Origin of the sequence: Neobacillus drentensis (genome assembly GCF_036962765.1) — a bacterium.
In the GTDB taxonomy this organism is placed as follows: Bacteria; Bacillota; Bacilli; order Bacillales; family Cytobacillaceae; genus Neobacillus; species Neobacillus drentensis_C.
Genome location: NZ_JBALOS010000202.1, coordinates 13,817 through 38,451, shown reverse-complemented (window position 1 = coordinate 38,451; position 24,635 = coordinate 13,817). Strand labels below are relative to the sequence as shown.

23 protein-coding genes, 1 pseudogene and 1 riboswitch are annotated in these 24,635 nt (G+C 40.3%); of the genes and pseudogenes, 9 read left to right on the top strand and 15 right to left on the bottom strand.

What is annotated here, in order from left to right:
* Positions 1-1,736 (top strand): GW dipeptide domain-containing protein (locus tag V7137_RS22710; RefSeq protein ID WP_335700181.1); only part of this gene is annotated, 1,736 nt, incomplete at its 5' end.
* A gap of 188 nt (positions 1,737-1,924) precedes the next feature.
* Positions 1,925-5,266, top strand: coding sequence for a carboxypeptidase regulatory-like domain-containing protein (locus V7137_RS22705; RefSeq protein WP_335700180.1), 3,342 nt, complete (start codon positions 1,925-1,927; stop codon positions 5,264-5,266).
* Between the two features lie 140 nt (positions 5,267-5,406).
* On the opposite strand, the gene V7137_RS22700 is transcribed toward V7137_RS22705, so the two are convergent.
* The gene (locus V7137_RS22700) at positions 5,407-6,324 is read right to left on the bottom strand and encodes a DMT family transporter (RefSeq protein ID WP_335700179.1); all 918 of its coding nucleotides are present in this window, start codon (positions 6,322-6,324) and stop codon (positions 5,407-5,409) included.
* Positions 6,325-6,677: 353 nt separating this feature from the next.
* A riboswitch (PreQ1 riboswitch) is annotated at positions 6,678-6,724 on the top strand.
* 125 nt (positions 6,725-6,849) lie between these two features.
* Between V7137_RS22700 and queF the strand changes: the two genes are divergently transcribed.
* The gene (gene queF, locus V7137_RS22695; RefSeq protein ID WP_026564093.1) at positions 6,850-7,350 is read left to right on the top strand and encodes a preQ(1) synthase; all 501 of its coding nucleotides are present in this window, start codon (positions 6,850-6,852) and stop codon (positions 7,348-7,350) included.
* A gap of 795 nt (positions 7,351-8,145) precedes the next feature.
* On the opposite strand, the gene V7137_RS22690 is transcribed toward queF, so the two are convergent.
* Positions 8,146-8,316, bottom strand: coding sequence for a hypothetical protein (locus tag V7137_RS22690; RefSeq protein ID WP_218346028.1), 171 nt, complete (start codon positions 8,314-8,316; stop codon positions 8,146-8,148).
* A 304-nt stretch (positions 8,317-8,620) separates the two neighbouring features.
* On the opposite strand from V7137_RS22690, the gene V7137_RS22685 reads away from it, so the two are divergent.
* The gene (locus tag V7137_RS22685; RefSeq protein WP_335700178.1) at positions 8,621-9,415 is read left to right on the top strand and encodes a hypothetical protein; all 795 of its coding nucleotides are present in this window, start codon (positions 8,621-8,623) and stop codon (positions 9,413-9,415) included.
* Positions 9,416-9,462: 47 nt separating this feature from the next.
* Entirely contained in the window at positions 9,463-9,729 is a 267-nt protein-coding gene (locus V7137_RS22680) for a hypothetical protein (RefSeq protein ID WP_335700177.1), read from the top strand.
* Between the two features lie 88 nt (positions 9,730-9,817).
* Here V7137_RS22680 and V7137_RS22675 read toward each other — a convergent pair whose 3' ends face one another.
* A complete protein-coding gene (locus tag V7137_RS22675) occupies positions 9,818-10,036 on the bottom strand; it encodes a DUF2922 domain-containing protein (protein WP_218346025.1) in 219 nt (72 codons plus the stop codon).
* 40 nt (positions 10,037-10,076) lie between these two features.
* Positions 10,077-10,295, bottom strand: coding sequence for a DUF1659 domain-containing protein (locus V7137_RS22670; protein ID WP_335700176.1), 219 nt, complete (start codon positions 10,293-10,295; stop codon positions 10,077-10,079).
* A 209-nt stretch (positions 10,296-10,504) separates the two neighbouring features.
* Between V7137_RS22670 and V7137_RS22665 the strand changes: the two genes are divergently transcribed.
* Positions 10,505-10,750, top strand: a complete 246-nt coding sequence (locus tag V7137_RS22665; protein ID WP_335700175.1) for an ATP-binding cassette domain-containing protein — start codon at positions 10,505-10,507, stop codon at positions 10,748-10,750.
* Here the strand turns inward: V7137_RS22665 and V7137_RS22660 are convergent.
* The 7 genes from V7137_RS22660 to V7137_RS22630 all read right to left on the bottom strand — a co-directional run bounded on the left by V7137_RS22660 (position 10,747) and on the right by V7137_RS22630 (position 16,631).
* Entirely contained in the window at positions 10,747-11,163 is a 417-nt protein-coding gene (locus V7137_RS22660; RefSeq protein WP_335700174.1) for a VanZ family protein, read from the bottom strand. The genes V7137_RS22665 and V7137_RS22660 overlap by 4 nt on opposite strands.
* 209 nt (positions 11,164-11,372) lie before the next feature.
* Positions 11,373-12,938: an N-acetylmuramoyl-L-alanine amidase gene (locus V7137_RS22655; protein WP_335700173.1), complete on the bottom strand. Its 1,566-nt coding sequence runs from the start codon at positions 12,936-12,938 to the stop codon at positions 11,373-11,375.
* 291 nt (positions 12,939-13,229) lie between these two features.
* Positions 13,230-14,039, bottom strand: coding sequence for an N-acetylmuramoyl-L-alanine amidase (locus V7137_RS22650; RefSeq protein ID WP_335700172.1), 810 nt, complete (start codon positions 14,037-14,039; stop codon positions 13,230-13,232).
* Between the two features lie 372 nt (positions 14,040-14,411).
* Positions 14,412-15,584 carry an IS256 family transposase gene (locus V7137_RS22645; RefSeq protein WP_335700171.1) on the bottom strand — a complete coding sequence of 391 codons (1,173 nt, stop codon included), beginning with the start codon at positions 15,582-15,584 and terminating at the stop codon, positions 14,412-14,414.
* Positions 15,585-15,953: 369 nt separating this feature from the next.
* Positions 15,954-16,097, bottom strand: a complete 144-nt coding sequence (locus V7137_RS22640; protein WP_335700182.1) for a YvrJ family protein — start codon at positions 16,095-16,097, stop codon at positions 15,954-15,956.
* A 58-nt stretch (positions 16,098-16,155) separates the two neighbouring features.
* Positions 16,156-16,374: a DUF2922 domain-containing protein gene (locus V7137_RS22635; protein WP_335700170.1), complete on the bottom strand. Its 219-nt coding sequence runs from the start codon at positions 16,372-16,374 to the stop codon at positions 16,156-16,158.
* A 38-nt stretch (positions 16,375-16,412) separates the two neighbouring features.
* Positions 16,413-16,631: a DUF1659 domain-containing protein gene (locus tag V7137_RS22630; RefSeq protein ID WP_335700169.1), complete on the bottom strand. Its 219-nt coding sequence runs from the start codon at positions 16,629-16,631 to the stop codon at positions 16,413-16,415.
* 315 nt (positions 16,632-16,946) lie between these two features.
* On the opposite strand from V7137_RS22630, the gene V7137_RS22625 reads away from it, so the two are divergent.
* The gene (locus V7137_RS22625; RefSeq protein ID WP_026564084.1) at positions 16,947-17,138 is read left to right on the top strand and encodes a hypothetical protein; all 192 of its coding nucleotides are present in this window, start codon (positions 16,947-16,949) and stop codon (positions 17,136-17,138) included.
* 56 nt (positions 17,139-17,194) lie between these two features.
* Here the strand turns inward: V7137_RS22625 and V7137_RS22620 are convergent, their stop codons facing one another.
* From V7137_RS22620 to V7137_RS22605, 4 genes and pseudogenes are all read right to left on the bottom strand, one after another.
* Positions 17,195-18,496, bottom strand: coding sequence for an NCS2 family permease (locus tag V7137_RS22620; protein ID WP_335700168.1), 1,302 nt, complete (start codon positions 18,494-18,496; stop codon positions 17,195-17,197).
* A gap of 198 nt (positions 18,497-18,694) precedes the next feature.
* Positions 18,695-19,780: pseudogene (locus V7137_RS30765) on the bottom strand (GGDEF domain-containing protein).
* Between the two features lie 642 nt (positions 19,781-20,422).
* Positions 20,423-21,628 (bottom strand): aminotransferase, encoded by a 1,206-nt coding sequence (locus V7137_RS22610; protein WP_335700167.1) that lies wholly within the window; start codon positions 21,626-21,628, stop codon positions 20,423-20,425.
* Positions 21,625-22,128: an Lrp/AsnC family transcriptional regulator gene (locus V7137_RS22605; protein ID WP_335700166.1), complete on the bottom strand. Its 504-nt coding sequence runs from the start codon at positions 22,126-22,128 to the stop codon at positions 21,625-21,627. The genes V7137_RS22610 and V7137_RS22605 overlap by 4 nt, the downstream gene beginning before the upstream one ends.
* A 369-nt stretch (positions 22,129-22,497) precedes the next feature.
* Between V7137_RS22605 and V7137_RS22600 the strand changes: the two genes are divergently transcribed.
* Both V7137_RS22600 and V7137_RS22595 read left to right on the top strand, forming a co-directional pair.
* A complete protein-coding gene (locus V7137_RS22600) occupies positions 22,498-22,854 on the top strand; it encodes a P-II family nitrogen regulator (RefSeq protein WP_335700165.1) in 357 nt (118 codons plus the stop codon).
* Positions 22,855-22,857: 3 nt separating this feature from the next.
* Positions 22,858-24,165 (top strand): ammonium transporter, encoded by a 1,308-nt coding sequence (locus V7137_RS22595; RefSeq protein ID WP_335700164.1) that lies wholly within the window; start codon positions 22,858-22,860, stop codon positions 24,163-24,165.
* Positions 24,166-24,635: the final 470 nt, after the last annotated feature.

Sequence of the window (24,635 nt, the reverse complement as noted above, 5' to 3'; positions counted from 1 at the left end):
CATTTGCTGATGGTTCACGGGTGATTGAAATCCATACGCCGAATTATGGGGCCTGGGGTGCGGGATCCTATGCAAACCAACGATTTGTACATATTGAACTAGTCAGAGAGAAGAGCTTTGACAAGTTTGCACGTTCGATTAATAACTATGGGAATTACATTGCATCCGTGCTTTATGATTATCATTTACCTTTAGTAAATGCCGAAAAAACAGGTGAAGGAACACTATGGTCGCATGCTGCAGTCACCAAGTACCTTGGCGGCACCAGCCATGCGGATCCGCATGCATATTTTAAACAGTGGGGCTATAGCTGGGATCAATTTGTCCAGTTAGTCACTATGAAATATAAAACCCTCCCAAATAAAACGGAAAATACCAATCGCTTAGGGCAAATCCCAAGCAGCAAGGTCATGATTTATAAGGATTATACTAATACGGAAACAGCCGCTCCGGCAGGAGAAACGTATACGAACCAAACGTTTTATATTAAAAAATTAGCTTTTATTAGCGGACAAACCTATTACTTGCTTAGTGAAAAGCCAAGCAGTGTGGACGGAGTGATCGGCTGGGCAAAGGCTGCTGATTTGCTTTCCTATCCAGAATCTAGTGTAAAATCCACAGCGAAGACGTTGTATTTTACGGGCATTGGGAGCGCATATAGCAAGGCTTGGGGCATGAAGAAAGATGTCATCTCCTCTTCACTGTCCAAATATAAAAACCAAGAATTTAAGGTAGATGGTACAGAAACGGTTGGAAATATGGTTTGGTACCGCGGGAATCTGGACGGAAAAACCGTATGGATTTATTCAAGCCGATTGGCACCAAAAGTGGAGCGGTCAACGAGCAGGTTAGGCCAGCTTAAAAATGGCACTGTTATGATCTATAAAACGGTCGGCACTTCTACAGGAGCAATTCAAGCTGGATCTGCCTACACCGGGACTGTCTACTACATTAAGAAACAGGCAACGATCAACGATCAAACCTATTATTTAATCAGTAAACAGCCTAGTAGTGTAACGGGCGTGGTCGGCTGGGTCAAATCTTCCGATATCACGAATTATTCACATACGACGTATGACAAAAATGCCAAAACAATGTATTTCACAGGCAAAGGCAGCGCTTATAGCAAGCCATGGGGCGGTTCGAGTGATCTGATAGTTAAGGATCTCTCGAAAAATAAAAACCAAGAATTTAAGATCAATTTAACCGAAAAAGTCGGTAATAACACGTGGTACCGTGGAAGCTTGGCTGGTAAGACTGTATGGATTCATGGCGGGTACCTATCGAATACGCTAGAAAGTGCGACGAGCCGGTTAGGCAATATCAAAATAACCAGCGTTAAGATTTATAGGAAGCTTGGGTCGAGTGCGTACTTTAAGGCCGGTTCCACCTATACCAATAAGGTTTACTATATTAAGAGAAAAGGGTTGCTAAACGGCCAAACCTATTATTTAATTAGTAAAAGTTCAACAGGCGCAAGCCCGGTTGGCTGGGTCAAATCTTCCGATATATCCCACGTTAGTTATTCGGTCGTCAGTCAAAAAGCCAAAACCATGTATCTCAAAGGGACAGGCAGTGCTTATAGCAAAGCATGGGGCGGTAAGAAAGACGTCGTTCATAAGAAACTTTCTTTTTACAAAAATAAGAAATTCACTGCTAACCTCACGGCGAAAGTAGGAAGCACTAACTGGTACTGTGGGAAGTTGGGCGGTAAGACTGTTTGGTTGATGAAGTAGTAATAAGGTACTAGATAAGCCTTACCGAGTTAACGCTCGGTAAGGCTTTTTCTTATGTCTTACACTATAATAGTCATTAGTAAATTATCCGACTTTTGTGAAAAAGTAGTACATAATCACTATTAATATCATATATAATAGCTTATAATTGTTATATTTTTGAAAATACTATAAAGGAGGAACATGGTTTGAAGAGTTTATTTTTATCATTATTAGGAAGGGATCGGATTCGTTTGAAGTCACTAAAACGTACTAGTTTTAAAGTTATTCTATCGTTACTCATCCTTCAGTTACTGATCAGTACATATGATTTTGTTCCTGCTGAGGCGGCGAGTACTACGAAAATTAGCAGGACCAATGCTTCATCTTCTGTTAGCCTAGCTATCACGATCTCCAAAAAACAATTTCCTAAGACCTCGAAGAAAGCAGTCCTTACGAACAAAGAAGATGCCAATAATATTTACATATCTTCGCTTTATAGCAATAAAATAAAAGCTCCGCTGTTGTTAACAGAAAAGAAAGGCTTAAATTCATCTGCGAAAAAAGAATTAAAAAGATTAAAAGTTAAAGAGATTACACTTATCGCTACTAAAAAACAGCTAAGTTCGAAAATTGAAAAAGACTTGAAGAAATTGAAAATAAAAGTGAAAAAGATCAATGGTAAGGATGTCACGGACACCTCCATCCTGGTTGCCAAAAAAATGAATCCAACAAGAAGCATTATTTATTTAGTTTCAAGCAAGCAACCGTCCTACGTGGCTTCCGTTCCGGCCATTGCCATGAGCAAAAATGCCGCTGTTATTGTGGTTGATCCCAAAAAGGTGAATAGTACTGTCATTAAGTATGTAAATCTATTTACTCAGAAAGTGCAAATTCAGTCCTTGGGTTTATCGGCAGCAACGCTAAAGCAAATCAAGAATCTAACAACCATAAGCGGTAAGGACATCTACAATTTATCTAATAATCTTGTAAAAATTAATGGACAAAACAGCAAGTATCTTTATCTCGTTGCCTATAAAAATTATTCCTATGCAGCCCTTATTTCATCTTTAGCAGCCAAAGAAAAGGCAGCTGTTTTGGTTTCACCGAATTCGTTAACTGTCGATTTGAAATCACTACTTTTATCCAAAAAGGTAACGGGCGTTAAGGTATATGCTGATAAAAAATATATAAGTGATAAAACCATTCGTGATATCACCAGCGCCATAAGCTACCAAAAGAAACTTCCAACTAAAGCAGGTGTAGCGGAAATTAAAGATACTGTTAAGGTTTTAACAGAAACACAAACAAATAAATTTATCTCTTCCATTAAAACTCAGCAAGAAGTAACAAATGGAACGTTAAAATTACGTGTGACAACGATCGATCCGAAAATTGTAAAAAAAGATGCTGTTATTGCTTTGGACCCTACGAAGGATAACCCCATGGGTGGATTCCTAAAAGTAATGGAAGTGAAAAAGGTAGGAAGCCAATACGATGTGACAGTTTCCCAACCCTTACTGGATGAAGTATTCCAGGATTTAAAGCTTTCTGTTAATGAGGGTGTGGATGCATCGGATATTGTTGCAACAAACCTTGAACAGGGAGTTAAAATTGATACTACAACCAACAGTGCCAATAGTTTACAAAGACAAGGAACAGTAAAGGCAAAAGACTTATCCTTAAGCGTCAATTTAGACTTATTAAAGTATACAAAGGATTATGATCGGTTAAAAACAAAACTCAATACTAATCTAAGTGTCTCAGGTAAAGTAAGTATCAAAGATATTGCGATAACTTCAGAGATTGATAGAGTAGCTGGGATTCCAGTTAAAATGCAATATAATCTAAAATACAAAACGGAGACCAACCTAAAGTATGGTGCTAAAGGTAAAATGGATTGGAGCTTTAAGGATCAGAAACTAGGTAAATTTAAAGGCGGTTTGGGAGAAATTGAAGGGGTCAATGTAACAAAGGGAAGGCTACCATTAGGTAGTGTTACCTTTATGGTAACTCCTACAGCTATTATCCCAAAACCTGGAGCAGGTTCAGCTGGATATATTCAATGTCCTGTCGGGGTAACTATGTTCTTTGTCGTAACCGCTTCTGGCAGTATCGAGGCTGAAGTAGCCTATGATTATGTGAAAAAAACCGAGTTTGATCAGGGCTTATCATTAGATGTTTTTCATCCAGTTCCAAAGTTTTATAAAGGCCCAAAGGATGGAGTAACTGTACAAAAAGAATCCCTTACAGCTCGTGGTAAACTTACTGGAGAGTTAGGCTTTGGTATTGATGCTGCTCTGAATGTAGGCGGAGTCATGCCGCTTGTACTCCGGGCGGATGGGAAATTTGTCTTAACTGCAGAAGGAAGTTTATACCTTAAGAATGACTTATTGAATAAGGACCTTGAATTAAATGGCTGCTATAAAATGAGTTTTGCTCCAGTCCTTCAGGTAAAGGCTTTGGCAAAATTAAAGTGGGAATCAAAGTTTTTCCCCGATGGTGACATCAATAAAGAGCTTACTATTTTAGATAAAAAATGGTTTGAAGCAAAAAAATCAGGCTGTATTGTAAAAAATGGGGTGGAAGGCTATGTTTCTGACGCGACCACAAACCTCCCACTTAAAAATGTTTCGATCAAGGCAGTTAACAAGGATAATACAGGGGAATATTATTTAGCCCAGTCTGATAGTGCCGGAAAATATAAACTATTACTACCGACCGGAACTTATAATATTTCGTATGCTGTTTCTGGCTATAAAACGGTTGTCCTTAATGATGTAAAAATTGAAGAGGAACAAATCACCTACAATCCAAAACTCGAAATCATTAAAAATGATCAATATGGCAAGACCGGAACGGTCGGAGGAGTGATTACCGACGCTAAAACCGGGCGAGTGGTTTCGAATGCGAATATTTCTATTTATCAAGGCCTAAATATTTCAACCGGTCAGAAGATCAAAACGATTTCTACTGGAGCGGATGGGACATATAAACTCGAACTGCTGACCGGGCATTATACGGCCGTTATTGAGAAGGCTGGTTATATTAAGAATACGATTATGTTAATAAGCCTTCCGAATAAGGAGAAATTGGACTTTAATGGAACGATTACCCCTAACTTAAGTTCAGAGGATATCCGGATTGTTCTTTCATGGGGAGAAGTGCCGGACGACTTGGATTCACATCTGCTCGCACCAACTGAAGATGGCGGGGACCAATATGAAATTTTCTGGGATAATGATAAGTATTACGCAGCAGATGATACCTTAATGACGGAACTAGATGTAGATGACACAGATTCCTTTGGACCAGAGACGATTACCATTAAGAAACAAGTTCCAGGGACCTACACGTATTCTGTTTTGGATTATACGAATCGTAGAACAAGTGATAGTAATCAATTGTCCAATTCAGGGGCAAAAGTGGATGTGTATATGGGTACTTCACTTGTAAAAACATTCTTCGTGCCTGTTAATAAAATAGGAACCAAGTGGAATGTGTTTAAATTAGAAGGTAAAACCATTACCCCAATCAACACAATTGAATGATGATCTTTAACATAAGAAAAGGGGCCGTTTTTTGGCCCCTTTTTCATTTATTATTGAAAAAAACCTACTAGTGCGTGCGTTCACTAGCAGGTTTTTTGTCAAGTTGGATTGACAATGCTTCACTTAATAGCCCCAAATCCTTAGGAGTTAAATGTTTCTATCTTATTTACCTTTTCCGTGATTGGCTTTTGCTGCTGGCTCAAAAAGAAGAATACACCGAGCAGGACGAGCAGTCCGCCAGCAATTTGCCAAGCGACAAGGTGCTCGTTTAATAGAATCACTGCAAGGATGGTGGCTCCGACGGGTTCTCCTAAAATACTCATCGAGATTGTTGTAGCATTGACGTAGTTTAAAAGCCAGTTATTTATCACATGTGAGACCGTTGGAACGGTGGCGAGTAATAAGAAGATGCCCCATTCCTTGGCCGGATAACCACTTAGAGAAACGCCTGCCGTAACGTTATAAATTGTTAGCACAATAGATGCAGCGAAAAATACACAAAAACTATAAAGCCAATGTGATACTTTTTTGACGATTGATTGCCCAATTAATAAGTAGCCAACGACAGAGATTACACTAAAAAATGAAAGTAAATCACCCATAATCGCATCCGTACTTAATCCGAAATCTCCCCAGCCAATCATCGTCGCACCGATGATCGCAATCACCATTGTCATAATGGCGGACAATGTTGTTCGTTCCTTAAATAGAAGAAAGCCGCCGAGCAGTGAGACAATGGGCTGTAAGGCAAGGATAATAGTCGAACTTGCGACTGTCGTTAGTTTTAAAGACCCGAACCAAAGGACAAAGTGCAGCGCCAAAAAGAAACCTGAAAAAAATAAAAAGAACCAATCCTTTTTAACAATATGTTTAAATTCACTGCGTTTTTTCCAGACAATCGGTACCATTAAGATACTGGCAAGCCACATCCGATACATACTCAAAATGGAGGCTGGAGCGTCTGACCATTTGACAAAAATCGCCGAAAATGAAATGGCAATGATGGAAATGGTAAGCGGCAGCCCGATGGATCTGGAACCCACTTCTTGTTGTTTCATCATATCCCCCTACGCCTTGTAACAGGTCCCTTTCCATAAAATAAAACGTTCGTAACCCGAAGGTCTTCGGAGATTATTATAGCACAAAGGGGGCTGATACCTGCTTACTATTTAACTAGTAAAAACAAGAAAATCAAAACAAGTAAAAGAGGAATGGGTGGACACCGTTTAACACAGATCGCCTAATTTCATTTTGTGGTAAGAGACTTTTCGTTGAATTTCTTTTCTGACAGAGAGATGAAGATTAGTGGTGAAATACTATAGATAATGAGGTTGAGTAAAACTTACAAAAATTTTCAATTGACGTTTGGCTCAGGGTTCTATAATATATGTGGAAGAGAATACCCGTGCTTGCGGGAGAGGTTCATAGCTGATACCCTCTATAAAAAACTATGGATACATGACTTTAAGCCATGTCCATATCGGACGTGGCTTTTTTGATGGAATCCTTTAGTTTGATAAGTAGAGATGCTGCAGAAACTCTTTCTTGGAAAAGTGTGGGACACATTGCAAGGAGGTTTTTTTATGTCTGGCAGAAGCCACGAAGAAGGTTTGAAGGATTTAACATTATTAGGTAATCAAGGGACTACCTATTCATTTGAATATGCGCCGGAGGTATTGGAGGCAGTCGACAATCTTCACCCGGACCGCGATTATTTCGTGAAATTTAATTGCCCGGAATTCACAAGTTTATGCCCGTTGACGCGCCAGCCGGATTTTGCGACGATGTATATTTCGTATGTTCCGGACAAAAAGATTGTTGAGAGTAAGTCACTGAAATTATATCTGTTTAGTTTCAGAAACCATGGCGATTTCCATGAGGATTGTGTCAATATCATAATGAATGATTTAATTAAGCTGCTTGACCCAAGATATATTGAGGTTTGGGGGAAATTCACACCACGCGGCGGGATTTCGATTGACCCATGGTGCAACTATGGGAAACCAGGAACCAAGTACGAGGAAATGGCCCACTTCCGTTTGATGAATCATGATATTTATCCAGAAAAAGTAGATAATCGTTAAGGAAAAAAGGCCGGATTCCCGGCCTTTTTTTTATGTAGAGTAGATGTGTATGAAGTTTTTACAAGAGTTTCATAAATATTTTGACCCATCCGAACAACGCCAACCACAGTGGAACACTAAGTATGGTCGCCCAGAAAATCCCTATGAAAAAATTCTTCTGTTCATCCATGACATCCACTCCAATTGAAAGTGATTTGTAACAGTATAGTCCAGAGGTTGGATTTTTAGTACATATTGAGAGAGCAGATGGAGTTGAGGGGGGTTAATCGTTAGTAAAATGAGAGGGTTCGCCAGTAAGGTGATGTTATACGTCAGTAAGTGGCGGATATTTCGCCAAGCTCCATTTATGTGATCTTTTTAGTTAATCAAGCTTAAAATCAGTACTTATTTTATGTCCGGAGGGCCCTTCGATTTGTGGATTCCGCCGACTTGGACGGGAATTCCGCCAAACTGTGGAGGGATTCCGCCGATGATTAGATTTATACCGCCAAACTGTAGAAGGATTCCGCCAACTTCAGCAACTATTCCGCCAAGCTACTTTTAGATACCTATTTTAAGATGACTATTGCTGAGGTTTCGATATTTTTCAGGTCTGGGGGGACCTCTGATTTGCGGTTTAGCCAGTAAACGGAGCTTATCCGCAAGAAAGTGGCGCTTATCCGCTTATAAAATGAGGCTATCCGCCAGTAAGTGAGGCGTATCCGCCAGTAAGTGAGGCGTATCCGCCAGTAAATGAAACTCATCCGCCAGTAATGTTAAAAGGCCACGGCGCTCCCGTGGCTTTTTTTGTCTGGGTTACCATGCGTAATCATCATGTTCTTCTTCTGGATAGTCATCCTCATCATTTAGTCTGTTCACTAGCCACTCGTCGTGGGTTATTCCCGTGAACATCATTTCATTTTGAACTTCTTCACTATTCCATTCGTCCGCCAGCATATCCCCACGAAGATTTGGATCTTTTGTCATCGTTTTTTCACCTCCACTACTATCATTGCCATTTTTCTCGTGACTATAATAAGAATGAGAGATGATTAAAAAACGGATCGCAAAATGATAGGATGTAAAAGCGGTTACATACGATTCTTTCCATCTTTACAGAAGGCTATTTTCGCATCGAGTGTTGTTTTTCGTATAAATTCATCAACCCGTATAATTAGATGCTTCGTGGCATCTTTTCGTAAGGGCCTTTTTTGACTCTAAAAGCAACCAAATTTTACGAAAAGAGCCTACAGAGGAACGTTTAACATAAAAAGAAAGCATGGTGTGAGCAGTGAATATTGGTGGTTTTGAGATAAAAAGGAAGTTGTTTTCCAATGATTTTGGTCTGAGTGTTTTTGAAGTAGGAGAAGCCAAAACTGGTCGGACGTTTATTTTAAGGTTAGTTGATCTTTCGAATAAATCCACGGATTTTAAGAAGGCACAATGGAACCAGCTTCAAGAAAAGTACCAAACAGTGATCACTGACTATAGCCAATTACCGCGGATGGAACAGGTAGCAAAGGTCGATGAAGATCACTTATATTCTCTATTGGAAGGGGAAAAAGGGGCACCCTTAATTGAAAAAGGGCCACTCGAACCTGATCAAATCAAACAGCTTCTTGCTGCTGTCCGCCATCTTCACGATCATAAGATGATTCATGGGTCCATCTCTCCTGAGAACATCTGGATTACCAACCAAGGTAGAGTGATTTTATATGGAACTGGCGAGGCAAAGGTCCTTGAAGGGAAACCCCGCTTAGGAGCTGTTTCTGATATTCGGCAATTAATTGCAGTCAACCAGAGTTTTTCTACATTAAGTGAGCCAATCTTGGAAAAACTTGAACAGGAAGAACCTATGACTGTTGCAGAAATAGAACAGATACTAACTAGTGCGGAAAAGAAACCAGGAATAAGTGAGGATAATAAACTAGCTGCTTTTTTCGAACGAAAAAGCTTGACCCAAAAAGCGGATGTCGCTGAACGCGAACGGAGAAAAGCGGAACAGGGTGGGAATCGGAGCAAGAGAATACTAGGTGCAGTCATTGTGGGAGTAGTGCTGATTCTTGCCGTTTATTTTCTTATTTGAAAACCCCACGCGAAAAATGACACTTAAGATGAGACGGAGTAGTGCATATGCTCTATTATTTATTAGATCTATTGGGATTGATCGCTACAAGTTCAACTGCCGGTTTGGATACGAGAAAGATTGACCAGAATATTGAGGAGCTCAAAAAACATGATTGGTTTAAAAAGATATATGCGCAAGAGAAATATCGCCGTTTGTTTTATGTTAATAGGCATGTAAGAAGGTATTTACAAAGTAAATTGCGAGTAAAAAAAATGTTCTATAATCAAAGGGCGCAAAAGAAATTATTGGTTTTGCTTAATAAACAACTTTGAGGCACTATCCACTAAAAAATGCGGTTCATCCAAGATGAACCGCATCAGCGTGTTAACATGGTAATGTGTCAAATTTTTGTGATAGTTCTTAAACTAGTTCATAATCCGTCACGTTGCGGTCGACGACTCTCGCACCTTTTGCAGACACAAACTTGCCGCTGCTTGTGGTGAAAATGTCAGATGCAATAATTTGTGACATCGATAGTTTCACGACTTCTTCATCAATGGGATCCTTGGGATTTTCGACGGAAAGACGGGCTGTCTTCCCAAGCTCCGTAACAAATTGTAATTCTAATGTTTTTGCCATGTTCATTCACCTCTTTCTTTAGACTTCAGTTCATACCCGATTAAGCGATAATTTCAGAACTATCATTTCGTTCTACTTTGTTTAACATGTCATTGCACAAAACAGAAATGGCGGTTGCCGCTTGAAATAACTGATCCGTTGTTGCCTCCTTTTTGACATTGCTAAATGTTTTGGCGCGTAGAATTGGTTCGCCATCCTCATCCATACCGCCTTCAAACACTAAACGAAGCTTCGTTCCTTCTAAAAGTGATTGTGCCATTTTCCCTCACCTCCTTTCACCTTCTATATAGAAAAAAGTCGGCCAAAAGGACATGGTTGAAAAAAATAAATTGGTGCCTGACACCAAATAGTAAAATGAAGAAATTGGAAAAAATTACTTATAAACGACTAGTGGGTCATTTAATATTGAATGGGATATTATTCCTGTTTTTTGGAAAGATGGTAGGGGATCTGTAAGGGGGAAATAGGTTGTTAGAGATAAAAAATCTATCAAAATACTATGGCCGGAAGGCTGCCGACGATTGTTTGTCTTTTAAGGTTTCTAAGGGTGAGGTATTCGGTCTTTTAGGGAGAAATGGTGCAGGGAAAACGACAACCATCAAAATGATGCTCGATCTGGTTGCTCCAGACACAGGCACTGTTACATGGAACAACAATTTACTATGGTGCCTGACACCATTAAAAGACACTCGTCCATTAAAGGTGGACAACTAAAGATGGGTTTGCTTGGAATGAGGAACTGTGAGCAGGCTTCGTGCGCCTGATGCGATAAGGATTCCGATTAGATCGATCCCAATATCAGATATTCTCCCATCCCGGGCGAAATAGAGCTGGAGAATTTCCGTTAGGGAAGCAAAGGAGATTGCTAAAACTAGAATGAATGCTTTGGAACGGAATTTGGTTTGCAGCAGTATGGTCAAAATGAGAAAGGCAAGGGCATGGCCGCACTTTTGGAGCAGAAAGTCCCGAGTAAGTTTGAGGGGCAATGGTGATAAAAGTTCATAAAAGTTGGGATGACTGTTCCGCACAAAGCGAACGTCGCCTAATTCGGTTAATCCTGAAAAACTGGCGGTGCAGGTAAAAATAAAGATTGCTAGAGCCCATATTAAAATAAAAAATCCGCGCATTGAAATCCCTCCTGTTTGTATTCATTGTGGTCTCGTTTTTTCGGTATTATACCGAGAAGGTAGGAATTCAACAAGCCACAAAAGAAAAGACCTCTTCTGTTTGATAAAGAGGTCTTTCGTGGTGGGGGGATGGCAGGATACCATCCTTGTATTGGTGGTGGATAAGACAATCTGGGATGAGGGTGGAGTTTATATTAATCTCCAGTTATTCATGATCCTGCGTGGATCATTTTTTCATAAAGGCTTAGAATGGATTGCCCATAGGTTGTACCTGGAACAGCCCATTTTCCGTTTAAAGCGGTCCATGTTGGAGCAGATCCTCTGTCGACTAGCTGAAAGCGGTGATCAACTAATGGATATTTATTGGGTAGCGGCTTAGTTGTTGCATATGCGAACAAGTGCTGAAGTTGAGCAAGGACACCTTCTTCTGCGTTATCAAAGCTTGCACCGCGAGTATCTCCTCCAGTTGCTCCAATTCCTGCGTAGTTGTTCTGTTCAGGATTAACGACTCCAGTAAACCGAAAATAGTCTGTTTCATGAATGGCTTGTGCAAAGGCTACATCCCCGCGAATTCCGTAATACTTTCCAAAGGTTTGATAAAATTCACCTAACTCCGGCGCCTTAGGATTGACCTTTTTCACAAATTGATTCATTTGTTCCGGTGAGAGGAAGGTCGGGCCTAAAATCGTAAAATTACCGGGGGCCGCTATGATGGGGATTTGATTGGTACTGTTGTTTGTAGTTTTGCTTGGATTCGCAGTCGTGCTGCCTTTGGTACTTGTGTTTGAATTCGTGCTTGTGGCGGGTTTGGCTGTTGTTAGTTTACTGGCGCTGGTCGTAGGTTTATTGGTGTTTGTTGCAGGTTTACTAGTTGATGTAGGTTTAGTGGTTTCTGTTTTAGGTGGCGCTGTGCTAGTTTTTTCGGTAATAATAAATGCATCATCATAACCTGCTTTTTCGATTTCTTTTAGGCGTTTTTCTGCATTAGCGTTGGTGGTATAGGTGGCAACTTTTACTCGGTACCAGGTAGCACCAGATATTTTTGTGGTAATAATTGATGATTTAATATTCTTTTTCTTCAGTTCAGTAACCCTGTCTTGTGCATTTTCTTTGGATTTATAGGAACCGACATAGACTGTGTAAACAGTTTTTGTGCCGGATTGCGTGGTTTTAGGTGTGGTTGATGTTTTAGGTGCAGTCGTTGTTTTAGGTGTTTCCTTCGTTGCTTTGCGTTTCAGGCCAAAAGACTTGGCAATTCCGTTGACATGGCCTTGGGCGACCTTTTGCTGCCAAGCTGCATTTTTCATCAGTTCGGCATCATGTTTATTATTGATAAAGCCATTTTCGGTTAAAAGAGATGGCATATTCGTTTCCCTAATGACATGAAAATTGGCCTTTTTTTGCCCGCGGTCTTTTAACTGATTCACTTTGATGACTTCGGCATGGATGATATCTTGGTATTTTGCAGCTTTGCTAGAATTAGATACCCCATTGTAGATAAAATCTTCATATCCTTGGGCGGAACTGTCAGCAGAATTGATGTGAATAGCTAAGAAAAAGTCAGCGTCCCATGCGTTAGCGGCACTTGAGCGTTGTGCTAAGCTTCTGGTAACATCGCTTGTACGACTCATCTTAACTTGGACATTTTCATAATCATTTAGGATGATTTTTCGTATTTTAAGCGCAATGGCTAAGGTAATATCTTTTTCATCCAGACCATTCCCTTGTGCACCGGGATCATCCCCGCCATGACCTGGATCTATAAATAACTTCATACTTACTCCTCCATTTCATGTAAAATACGTTCATCTATATCATATGGAAAATCCAATCCAGTGGACTCAATCTCCACAATCAAAAGACAAAAACCATACAAAAGACCTCCCAATTATTAGTAGAGAAGAGGTCTTTAGTAGGAAATATCGCTTAGGATAGTTTTGTACTTGCGTGGAGGACAATTGTCCCCAGTTGGTGCCTGACACCATGATGGGTAATGTGTGTCCGCGTGTGGTGGATTGGTGTCTGTGGTTGGTGTCAGGCGCCGAAACTGTCACACTGTAGTTTGGTTATTCTGCAACGAGGAAGGCGTCTTTGATTCCGGCTTTTTTTACTTCTGCTAAACGGTCTTCGACGTTTTCGCGGCTGTTGAAGGCGCCAGCTTGAACTCGGTACCATGTTTCGCCTGAGATTTTGGTGCTATCAACAAATGATTCGATGCCTTTCTTTTGAAGCTGCTCGACTCGCTCGTCCGCATTTTCTTTTGATTTGAATGAACCAGCAATGACTTTGAAAAGAGTTTCGGCATCTGGTTTTGGTGGATCGTTTGGTTTACGCTTGAGGCTAAAGGCTTTGGCAATTCCATTGGCGTGACCTTGTGCTACTTTTTGGATCCAAGATGATTGTTTCATTAGTGCAGCGTCATGATCTTTACTGATAAAACCGTTTTCTGATAAAAGAGCTGGCATATTTGTCTCACGCAATACATGGAAGTTTTCCTTTTTTTGACCGCGGTCTTGTAGTTGATTTAATTTTTTTACTTCAGCATGGATGATATCCTGATACTGGGCTGTCTTAGAAGAATTAGACAAGCCACTGTAAATATAGTCTTCGTAGCCTTGTGCGGAGCTTGGCCCAGAATTGATGTGAATGGCTAAGAAAAAGTCGGCACCCCAAGCATTGGCCTCGCTGGATCGCTGATCTAAGCTTTTAGTAGTATCGCTGCTCCTGCTCATTTTTACGTCAATGTTTTCATAATTATTATGTAAAATGGACCGTATCTTAAGCGCAATCGCTAATGTCACATCTTTTTCATCCAATCCATGTCCTTGGGCGCCAGGGTCTTTTCCGCCATGACCTGGATCTAAATAAAGCTTCATTTCATCCTCTCCATTTCCTAAAATTGATTATATATACATGCTATGTAAATTTGGACAACTCTGTGCAGGTGCTTATCACGGGAAATGTTGACAGGTATTCCAACAGTAGAGTTTCTTTGTTACCGAAACTGCAGAGGAACTGAACTCTCGGTAAGAAAAAGGGGGCTCATTTGACCGAACCCTCAAATAAAGCGTGCTTTCGGTAACAAAGAGAGCCCTTAATTAACCGAACCCTCAAATAAAGAGTCAAGTCCGAGATATTGTGTAAATTTGGTTTCTCATAATTACAATGTTTATCAGCCTTTTAAGAATTTTGATGGTTTGGAAGGGGGTACCCCCTTCCAAACCATCAAAATTTCGAGCGCTTCGCGCCTACTCTTTTCTAATAATTAATTTTTTCTTAGATTGTTCTTCAGCATAGTCCATTAATACTGCTCCAACTAATCTGAACGATGATTGCGTGTTAGGGAAAATTCGGATTACTCTTTCTCTTCTTCTAACTTCTTGATTCAATCGTTCCAATGAATTTGTACTATGTATAAACAAGTGATACTTCTCAGGTTCATTCAGATATTGAATGGCATCTTCGAAGCCTTCTTCTAATGTTTTTATAGCATTTTCAAGTTTAGGATTTTCCGCATAACGTTCTAAAAACTCCTCTTCTTTAAATTTCCGAGCATCCCCAACTTTAACTGCTTCAAAAATTCTTTTTAAACCTATTTTCACCTCCTCCATATCTTTTTTTGGTAATTGACTAAAGATATTTCGTTTAAAATGAACAGTACAGCGTTGCCAAGTTCCTCCTACAAACTCTGTGCCAATTGCCTTCTTTAGGCCCTTGTGAGCATCTGATATGACTAATTTTGGTGACTGAAGACCGCGAGATTGTAAGTGCTGAAAAAAGCCTTTCCAAGCTTCATAACTTTCAGCGTGATCGACTTTTAAACCAAGAATTTCTCTATCATGGTTTTCACTAATCGCGGTTGCAATATAAACTGCCTTAGACACCACTCGATTATGTTCCCTCACTTTGATATACATGGCATCCGCAAAAATATAGGGATAATAGTTGGTATTTAGAGGCCGATTAGCCCATTCATTAACGACTGGATCAAGTTTCTCTGTTAGAGAGGAAACAAAAGATTTTGAAACACTCTCGCCACATAACTGTTTTACAATATTCTTTACTTTTCGGGTAGATACTCCATTCACTACCATTTCTAGCATAGAAAGGACAAACGCTTGGTCGCAGCGTGCATACCTTTCAAATACGGATGTTGAAAATTCACCGTTATGTGTTCGAGGTACTCTCAAGGTTATTTTTCCAATACTCAGTATGAGATCACGTTCATAGTAGCCATTTCTATAGTCACGACGTTCAATAGACCGTTCGTAAGCACCAGCTTGTAAATATTCATCCCGTTCATTTTCCATCACAGAATTCAATACCAGGACGATAGACGCTTTAATTACAGCGTCTATATCAGAGTTCATAACAGAATCTTTTAAATCATCGATATTTAGGTTAAACTGTAATTGAGTCATAATTAATTCCTCCACATTGTTTTCTTCGCCGTTAACATTGTAACCATGAGGGATTAGTTTGACTCATTTTCTTTTTACACAATTATATGGACTTATTCAAATAAAGCGTGCCTTCGGTAACAAAGAGAGGCCTTATTTGACCGAACCCGCAAACACAGTGTGCCTTCGGTAACAAAGAGAGCCCCTATTTGACCGAACTCGCAAACACAGTGTGCCTTCGCGGTAACAAAGAGAGCTCTTATTGACCGAACCCGCAAACACTGAAAGCTTCGGGTAAGAAAGGGAGCTTATCTTATCAATTCCCCCAACGTACCATACTTTCGGAAACAAAGAACGACCCTTGCCTTTAGCTAGGGGTTGTCTAAAAATTCATGTTCGTTCCTTCATACGGTCGGGCAGATTCTGGATCGAGGTAACGACCATATCAAGCTTCGATTCAATGCGGTAAAGCAGATAAAGGGTTACGACAATGGGGAAGCCAACTTCGCTGATGATCGGAATGAATTGATCCACTTTTTTCACCTCCTTTGTAAACAAAGGCCGTCCCTAGTGGGAAACGGCCTCTCCGTGATTAGACGAGTTCATATTCAGTCACATTTCGGTCGACCACACGGGCTCCCTTTGCAGCTACAAACTTTCCGCTTGTTGTAGTGAAGATTCCAGATGTAATAATTTCTGCCATCGATTGCTTGACGACTGCCTCATCAATAGGTTCCTTTGGATTTTCTATCGATAAACTTGCTGTTTTCCCAAGCTCAGTACTAAAGTGTAATTCCAAGTTTTTTGCCATATTTCTCACCTCCTGCCGATTCATAATTTACGAGATTGTTAGGCAATAATTTCCGAGCTGTCATTTCGTTCCACTTTGATGAGCGTGTCCTTGCACAAAACAGTAATGGCTTGTGCTGCTTGATACAACTGTTCTACTGTGGCTTCCTTTTTCACATTGCTAAACGTTTTTGCTCGGAGGATCGGGTCGCCATTTACATCCAGTCCAACCTCAAAAATCAACCGAAGCTTCGTTCCTTCTAGTAATGCTTGTGCCATTATCAACCACCTCCTTTCACCTTTTATATAGAAGAAAGTCGGTAAAAAGGACATGGTCAGTGAAAATAAATACGGGATGTTAAATTTAAATTAGGTTGTTATAGCATGAGATTGTTATTTTTCGTATAAGTTCATAAACACGTATTCCTAAATGCTTCGTATCAATACAATATTTTCAAAAATCGCGTGTTAGCTTTAGTAAATGAACCTACTATGCTTCGATAGAAACAAAGTTTACGAAAAGAGCCTTAAATAAGGCTGATTAATGCTATACTTGGGGAACGGATTTGGTTTCTGAAAGGAGTTAATCATCTTATGAAGTATTTGAAATCACAAATGCAGCAGCTAATTAAGGATAATAAAGAATTGCATACACGCTTAAAAGAGTTGAAGGTAGAACACGGACTCGAGAAAAATACAGCCCTAAAAGCTTTGTACCATTCAGAAGTGGCAGATGGCGGAAAGTATCAGTTAGCCTACCAGGCACTTGATCAGCCTAAAAAGTAGGTAACATAAAAAGAGTGTCAGGCATCCCGCATGGGTGTCTGACACTCTTTTTATTGTTAATGCTGTAAAAATGCAAGTTGGATAAAGAAGAGGACAGCGAATACGTATAGCAATGGATGAATTTCACGCCACTTACCTTTCACTACCTTTAAAAGAGGGTAACTGATGAAACCAAGGGCAATCCCTGTTGCAATGCTTGATGTTAGCGGCATGCTCAGGACTGTTAAAAAAGCAGGGAAGGCTTCATCCAGCTCGTTCCATTGGATTTTCGCAATACTTCCCATCATTAGACTGCCAACAATGATTAACGCCGGTGCGGTAATCGCAGAAATCCCGGAAACAGAGCTGACGAGTGGCCCGAAGAAGGCGGATAAGATGAACAGGATTGCAACCGTAAGAGAAGTTAAACCAGTCCGACCTCCAGCTGCGACCCCCGACGACGATTCAATATAGGCAGTTGTCGGGCTCGTCCCAAACATTGCACCTACAGCGGTACCAATTGAATCTGCGAGTAATGCCTCTCTTGCCCGCGGCAATTTGCCGCCTTTCATTAAACCGGCTTGATTCGCAACCCCAATCATCGTTCCGGTGGTATCAAAAATGGTCACTAAAATGAAAGAAAAGACAACAGCATAAAGGCTGTGCTGAATCACATCCGTCAGCGCTGTCACTGGATTAGTAATAATTAGACCCTCTGGCAGAGTAGGCAGCGACATAAAACCTTGATTGAATTCAAGTTGGCCAGCAAAGAAAGCGATTAGCCCTGTAATGACCATTCCAAAAAATATCGCACCATTGACTCGGAGCGCCATCAAGACAAGTGTAATCACCAGCCCAACTAGAGCTAAAAGTGCAGAAGCGGAATGAAGGTCGCCGAGACCAACAAGATTCGTAGGATGCGCTGTAATGATTTTTGTAAGACGCAAACCAATAAAGGCAATAAATAAACCGATTCCAGCGGTAATCCCGTGTTTAAGGTTTTCCGGGATGGCGTCAATTAATTTTTCCCTAAGCGGAGTTAAGGATAAGATGACAAAGATAACACCAGCTACAAAAACAGCAGCAAAGGCAGTGTGGTAGGTTATCCCCTGATGGCCGCCTACAACAGAATAAGCAAAATAGGCGTTGAGTCCCATTCCTGGGGCAATAGCGATTGGATAATTTGCAAAAAGTGCCATCCAAAGTGTTGCGACGACTGCGGCAATGATTGTAGCGGTGAACACTTGCCCGAACGGAACCCCTGCGTCGGCGAGAATGACTGGATTTACTACGACAATATAGACCATGGTAAAAAAGGTTGTAATCCCTGCAAGCAGTTCCGTTTTTGTATTGGTATGATTTTCTTTTAGTTTAAACATAGCTGTTCCTCCAAAATGCGAACATTTTAATAAGACTTAACTATATTATTCGTTTTTAGCTAATATTTCAAGATGTACTTCTTATTTTGTTTATTTTTCGTAACAATTATTCTGGTGCCTGACACCCTAAAACAAACGGAGGCAACATTGAAAAAAAGAACCACATCGTGCATGCTATGGGCACAAATGTGGTTCTTCTTAGCAATAATATGAATATTTTTTCACGATAGGGAAGGTTGTTGCCCTCGGCAGTGTATTTTTATGAACTAACTTTTCCTTATACATCTCCTGATCTGCCATTTCGAGAATTTTTTCAAGCGAAATGACAGTACCAGGTTTATAGTGATAAAACCCGTAACTTGCGGAGATGGAATAAGGCTTTCGCTCTGTTTCATTGATCTCTTCGAAACCATGCTTAATTGTTTTCATCAACTCCTGCACTTCACCCATATTCTTTTGAAGGAAGACAATGATAAATTCATCCCCTCCTTAGCGGAATAAGACATCTTCATCCGTGATATGATGGTTGATCGTGTCGCAGCACGTTTTAATGAGGTCATCTCCAGTCGAATGACCGAATCGATCATTTGTCTTTTTCAAATCGTTAATATCAATATAGCAAATGATGAATTCGTGAGCATCCGAACCGCCGGATAATTGCTGATTATGGATTTCCATCCCGCTTCTTCGGTTTAACACCCCAGTGAGCATGTCGACCGAAGCATGTTTATAAAGCTCTTCCTCATTTTTTTTCAGATCTGTGATATCAGTGGCTCCGATCAATATACAAGGTTCATCCAAGTAATCTACCAATTCTAAACTCAGTATCACCCATTTCATGATATCAGCCGTAATTTGCTGCTCCGTTACATAGTTTTTAATACTTTGCTGCTCGATTAGACGCTTCAGGATATCAAGTTTTTCCTCTGGTCTTTGAAACAAGAACTTTCCATCTATTTGCGCAGACTCATTATTTTCGAGATGGTAGTATTCCATTGCGTGTTTATTCATCAATAAAATTTCATCAGTATGCAACTTGGTAAGAATGAGTGGATTCGGGTTTAGATTGAATAATCGCCTGAAATTTTCCTCATTCCTTCGTAGTTTCATTTTGTTTAAAAAATCATTGTTACGAAATGAATAGAATGATAGAGCAATCATGAAAGAAATGACAATAGTACCGGTCGAATTAATCAACTTGGATAAAAACGGGAAGTGTTCCTCCTCAATAAGATATAAACCCGTTAAGAAGCAGATATGTATCCCAAAATATAGGTTCAACATATGTCTTGGCTGGATCGGCAGGAATACGGAAACACCTAATAAAATAATAATATAGGCGTAGATATTTCCGGTAAATAACTGACTATTAATAGAAGAGACGGCACCAATTAATAAATAGAAAAGGATATAGCTAGTCACGACAAAACCCTTAGAAATATTTTTGTAAAAATGATAAATGCATAGAAAGATAAGGGAGATAACAAGTCCTGTGATGTGAACGGCTGAAAGAATGAATTTGAACGTAGGATTGCTTAGGTCATTGAAAAAGATAAAGTCAACGATGAAAAAACAAGGATAGGTGAAAATTAACATATAAGAAACGAGCTTAATTCGCTCATATAATTCTGTATAGTTATGATTAATAAACTCTCGATTGGTAGTAGCGTTCATACCCTTTCTATTAAAAAAATCTTTTGTTAAGGACCGCAAGTACATCACCCCTTTTTTTCCATTTTACCCGAGTATTTTAGCATAATTCGGTAGGTCTGTCACAAAAAGTGGGTGTCAGGCACCATCAAGATGAAGGGTGTCAGGCACCATCAAAACAACTAGTGTCAGGCACCAGTAAAGCATAGAAAAAGCCCAATTTCTGGAGCTGGCACTGTCAGAATTGGGCTTTTTCTCTACTGGGGTTTATTGGTCTTATCTTACTTCTTCTCTTTGTTTTTCAGCAAAGATGCCCTTTGATTCGAGGAATCGCTGGATTCTTTTTAGGGCTTCTTGCAGCTGCGGCATTGAGGCTGCGTACGAGCAGCGAATGTATCCTTCACCGCTTTCCCCAAACACATTACCAGGTACGACGGCAACCTTTTCCTTCATTAATAGTTCTTCAGCAAATTGTTCGGAGCTGAGTCCGGTTACCTTGATTGAAGGGAAGACATAGAAGGCTCCTCCAGGTGTATGGCAATCCAAGCCGATTTTATTCAACGTATGCACAACAAAGTTTCGTCTCATACGATAGCTTCGTTTCATCGCTTCTACTTCATGAAAGGTGTTTCTAAGTGCTTCGATGGCGCCGTATTGGAGCATGGTTGGTGCACACATGGTCGTGTATTGAAAAATTTTCAACATAACCTCGACAAATTCCTTAGGAGCAGCGAGCATCCCTAAGCGCCAACCCGTCATCGCAAAACCTTTCGAGAATCCATTGATCAAAATTGTCCGCTCGTACATGCCTTCAATCGCCGCGAAGCTGGTATAGGATTCTTCATAGCTTAACTCTGCGTATATCTCATCGGAGACGACGATTAAATCATACTTTTCAACGATTGCAGCAATTTCCCTAAGTTCCTCATGGTTTAAGGTACTGCCTGTTGGATTGTTTGGAGAACAAAACAAGATGGCCTTTGTTTTTTCCGTAATCGCATCTTCTAGTTGTTCCGGGGTTAATTTAAACCCATTGTCCGGTGAGGTGGAGATAGCGACGGGTGTCCCGCCGGCGATGGCCACCAAGGGAGCGTAAGAAACGAACGCAGGTTCAACAATCAGTACTTCATCGCCTTGGTTTAAAATGGCACGAAAGGCTAAATCAATTGCCTGACTAGCGCCGACCGTGACGATAATTTGATTTTTTGGATCATAATTGACAGCAAATCTAGTACCAAGATAATTAGAAATTTCCTGCCGTAATTCTAATAGTCCTGGGTTCGCGGTATAGGCGGTTTCGCCTTGTTCCATCGATAAAATGGCTGCCTCGCGAATGTTCCAGGGTGTAATAAAGTCTGGTTCGCCAACCCCTAACGATATAACGTCTTTCATGCCGGCTGCCAGGTCAAAAAATTTCCTGATCCCAGAGGGCTTTAATTCTCGAGCGGTATCTGAAAGATAGTGCGAATACTCCTTTTTCATGGTGTAATCACCATTCTCCGGTCTTTATCATCACTACTGCCAAAAATTACCCCATCATGTTTGTATTTCTTTAGCATGAAATGCGTCGTGGTCGAGATGACATTTTCAATTGTGGAAAGTTTTTCCGATACAAAGGTAGCGATTTGATTCATGGTTTGCCCTTCAATGGTGATCGACAAATCATAGGCACCACTCATAAGGTATAGCGATGTTACTTCGGGAAAACGGTAAATTCTCTCGGCAACTTCATCGAATCCCACACCACGCTTTGGTGTAACTTTTACATCAATCATCGCAATGATGTTTTCCTGTCCTTCAACTTTGCTCCAATCGATGAGCGCCGGATAACTGACAATCACTTTTTCTTCTTCTAGTTTTTTTATGGTATTTCTAACCGATTCTTCACTGCTCATCACCATTAAGGCAATTGTTTCCTCGGATATTTTATGGTTTTCTTCAATAAGCTTTAATATTTCCAGTTCTTCATTGCTTAATTTCATAAGGGGCCTCCTCAATTTATATTTCATATAGATGATTTTAATAGAGGATATTAAACAACACAAATGAAATATTCGAAACAATATGATAGATTAAAAAATTTTACCGATTTCTTTTGAGAAATGGCTCAAGTCAAATAGCTGGATTAGCATTTTCAAATTTGTAAGGTTTGGTTAATCTTGCCTGTTTATTGGAAAAAAAAAAGCTCGCTATACGCGGGCGAACCGTGAGCCTCCGCGTCTCGTGGGAAATATAGAAAATTAAAAATTTACAGAATTACAGAAATATATATTGACGTAAAATCTATATCTGTTATATAGTTTAACGAAATGATGTTAGAAAATATAACATGGCATAAGGGGCAGGTTCTCATGAAAAAAATAGAAGCGATTATTCGGCCTGAAAGACTAACGGAGACAATCAAAGGATTAAAAAATATGGGGATTTTAGGGTTTACAGTTTCTCAAGTGGTTGGCAGAGGGAAACAAAAGGATACGCAGGGCGTTTACCGTGGGAAAAATTATCAAGTAACCCTCCATCCAAAAGTAAAGCTGGAGATTGTTCTATCAGATTACTTGGTGGAGTCCACGATCCGAACGATTGTAGATTCGGCCCAGACTGGGGAAGATGGGGACGGTAAAATCTATGTTTATCCGATTTTAGAGGCCTATAACATTCGAACTGGGAACATTGATTATGATATAGATGATTTAGCGAAGGAGGGATGACTTGTGGAATTAATGTACATTAATACAGTATGGGTCGTCCTTGCGGCTGCAATGGTCTTGTTTATGGAAGGCGGTTTTAGTTTATTAGAGGCTGGGTTGGTCCGTACGAAAAATGCCGTCAATGTAACGATGAAAATATTCGTGGATTTAACCATTGGCGCTTTAGCTTTTTGGCTCATTGGCTTTGGGGTTATGTTTGGAAAAGATGCATTTGGCTTTATGGGGACGAACCTATTTGGAAGCCCTGAAAAAATTGCCCTTTCAATGGAACTGCCTAGTGTGGCTTTTGTGCTTTTTCAAATGGGATTTGCGGTGGCATGTGTTTCCATCATTTCCGGGGCAGTCGCTGAACGGATGAACTTTAAAGCTTATGTGGTCACGGCAGCGCTTATTTGTATGATGATCTATCCTCTATCCGGTCATTGGATTTGGAATAGCGATGGCTGGTTAGCCAAGTTAGGGATGAAGGACTTTGCCGGTTCGGCAGCTATTCATGCTGTCGGTGGCTTCGCTGCTTTTGCAATGGCAAAACTATTGGGGCCAAGAAAAGGAAGATTTAATTCTGATGGAAGTTCCAATGTGTTTGCACCGAGTAACATTCCCTTAGCATCTGCAGGTGCCTTTATTTTATGGTTCGGGTGGTTTGCGTTTAATGCAGGAAGTACATTGGATGCTTCTAGTTCCTCACTAGCACCGATTGCCATCAACACGATGCTGGCTGGAGCAAGTGGGGGAGCGGCGGCCTTATTCATGACGATGAAAAAGTTTGGAAAAGCGGATCCAAGTATGACGATAAACGGTGTATTGGCTGGATTAGTGGCAATCACAGCAGGCTGTGCCTTTGTATCGGAGTGGAGCGCGGTTCTGATTGGGACTTTGAGTGGCGTGCTTGTTATTTATACCACCCTTTTCGTCGATTATGTGAAGGTGGATGATCCGGTCGGTGCAGTTGCCGTACATGGTTTTGGCGGGGTCTTTGGAACGATTGCGGTTGGATTGTTTGATCAAACAGAAGGTTTATTGACAACGGGGAATGTCTCGCTATTTGAAGTGCAACTCTTAGGTGCATGTGTTGTGATTGCGTGGGGATTAATTGGCGGCACGTTAATGGCGAAGGTATGCGAAAAGACAGTCGGGTTCCGTGCAACAGAAAAGGAAGAAGAAGAAGGCTTGGATATGTCCTACCATGGCATTCCTGCTTACAATGAATTAGAGCGTTTTACCGACTTGCCAACAAGTTTGTTTAATTTTGAAGAAACCACAGGAATTACCGTTGCCTCACCTGCTAGTCGGAAAGAGAACGCGGTCTAAAGCCGGGAGACTTACTTTTACTTAAAAAAAGCCGAAAATAAACATGTTCATTTTTAGAACCTGTCTATTTTCGGCTTTTTTATTTTGTTTTTATCAAAATAAAAAGCACCCAAAAGGTGCGAACGGATCATTTATTCATACTTTTAATACTTAAGGGCAATGAAGAGTGCAATAGGTAGTTAAAATAACTAGTCTAATAAACATCTCTAACATTTTCACAACTCCTTCTTTGGAATTGATTATTACTATTGATATCATATCCTTTGTTTATTAAATCCGTATTTATGAATTGTAAATATATTGTCAATTTTGTAGAAGCAGTGAAATAGATTAACAGCGATGAGCGTCTATTCATCCGCTTTTTTATTTGTCCTCTTGGATTCAAATTTTAGTAACCTAATAGGAAAAATGGAATACATGAAAAAAGGAAAGGACGAAATGGACCAATCCATATTAATATTTTGAAAATT

What these genes read in the sequence shown, in the direction of transcription:
- V7137_RS22660 (WP_335700174.1), bottom strand. Translation starts at nt 11,163, where the DNA reads ATGCGCGGATTTTTTATTTTAATATGGGCTCTAGCAATCTTTATTTTT.
- V7137_RS22620 (WP_335700168.1), bottom strand. Translation starts at nt 18,496, where the DNA reads ATGTTTAAACTAAAAGAAAATCATACCAATACAAAAACGGAACTGCTT.
- V7137_RS22690 (WP_218346028.1), bottom strand. Translation starts at nt 8,316, where the DNA reads ATGACAAAAGATCCAAATCTTCGTGGGGATATGCTGGCGGACGAATGG.
- V7137_RS22670 (WP_335700176.1), bottom strand. Translation starts at nt 10,295, where the DNA reads ATGGCACAATCACTTTTAGAAGGAACGAAGCTTCGTTTAGTGTTTGAA.
- V7137_RS22680 (WP_335700177.1), top strand. Translation starts at nt 9,463, where the DNA reads ATGCTCTATTATTTATTAGATCTATTGGGATTGATCGCTACAAGTTCA.
- V7137_RS22645 (WP_335700171.1), bottom strand. Translation starts at nt 15,584, where the DNA reads ATGACTCAATTACAGTTTAACCTAAATATCGATGATTTAAAAGATTCT.
- V7137_RS22675 (WP_218346025.1), bottom strand. Translation starts at nt 10,036, where the DNA reads ATGGCAAAAACATTAGAATTACAATTTGTTACGGAGCTTGGGAAGACA.
- V7137_RS22655 (WP_335700173.1), bottom strand. Translation starts at nt 12,938, where the DNA reads ATGAAGTTATTTATAGATCCAGGTCATGGCGGGGATGATCCCGGTGCA.
- V7137_RS22700 (WP_335700179.1), bottom strand. Translation starts at nt 6,324, where the DNA reads ATGAAACAACAAGAAGTGGGTTCCAGATCCATCGGGCTGCCGCTTACC.
- queF (WP_026564093.1), top strand. Translation starts at nt 6,850, where the DNA reads ATGTCTGGCAGAAGCCACGAAGAAGGTTTGAAGGATTTAACATTATTA.
- V7137_RS22630 (WP_335700169.1), bottom strand. Translation starts at nt 16,631, where the DNA reads ATGGCACAAGCATTACTAGAAGGAACGAAGCTTCGGTTGATTTTTGAG.
- V7137_RS22625 (WP_026564084.1), top strand. Translation starts at nt 16,947, where the DNA reads ATGAAGTATTTGAAATCACAAATGCAGCAGCTAATTAAGGATAATAAA.
- V7137_RS22635 (WP_335700170.1), bottom strand. Translation starts at nt 16,374, where the DNA reads ATGGCAAAAAACTTGGAATTACACTTTAGTACTGAGCTTGGGAAAACA.
- V7137_RS22650 (WP_335700172.1), bottom strand. Translation starts at nt 14,039, where the DNA reads ATGAAGCTTTATTTAGATCCAGGTCATGGCGGAAAAGACCCTGGCGCC.
- V7137_RS22610 (WP_335700167.1), bottom strand. Translation starts at nt 21,628, where the DNA reads ATGAAAAAGGAGTATTCGCACTATCTTTCAGATACCGCTCGAGAATTA.
- V7137_RS22600 (WP_335700165.1), top strand. Translation starts at nt 22,498, where the DNA reads ATGAAAAAAATAGAAGCGATTATTCGGCCTGAAAGACTAACGGAGACA.
- V7137_RS22605 (WP_335700166.1), bottom strand. Translation starts at nt 22,128, where the DNA reads ATGAAATTAAGCAATGAAGAACTGGAAATATTAAAGCTTATTGAAGAA.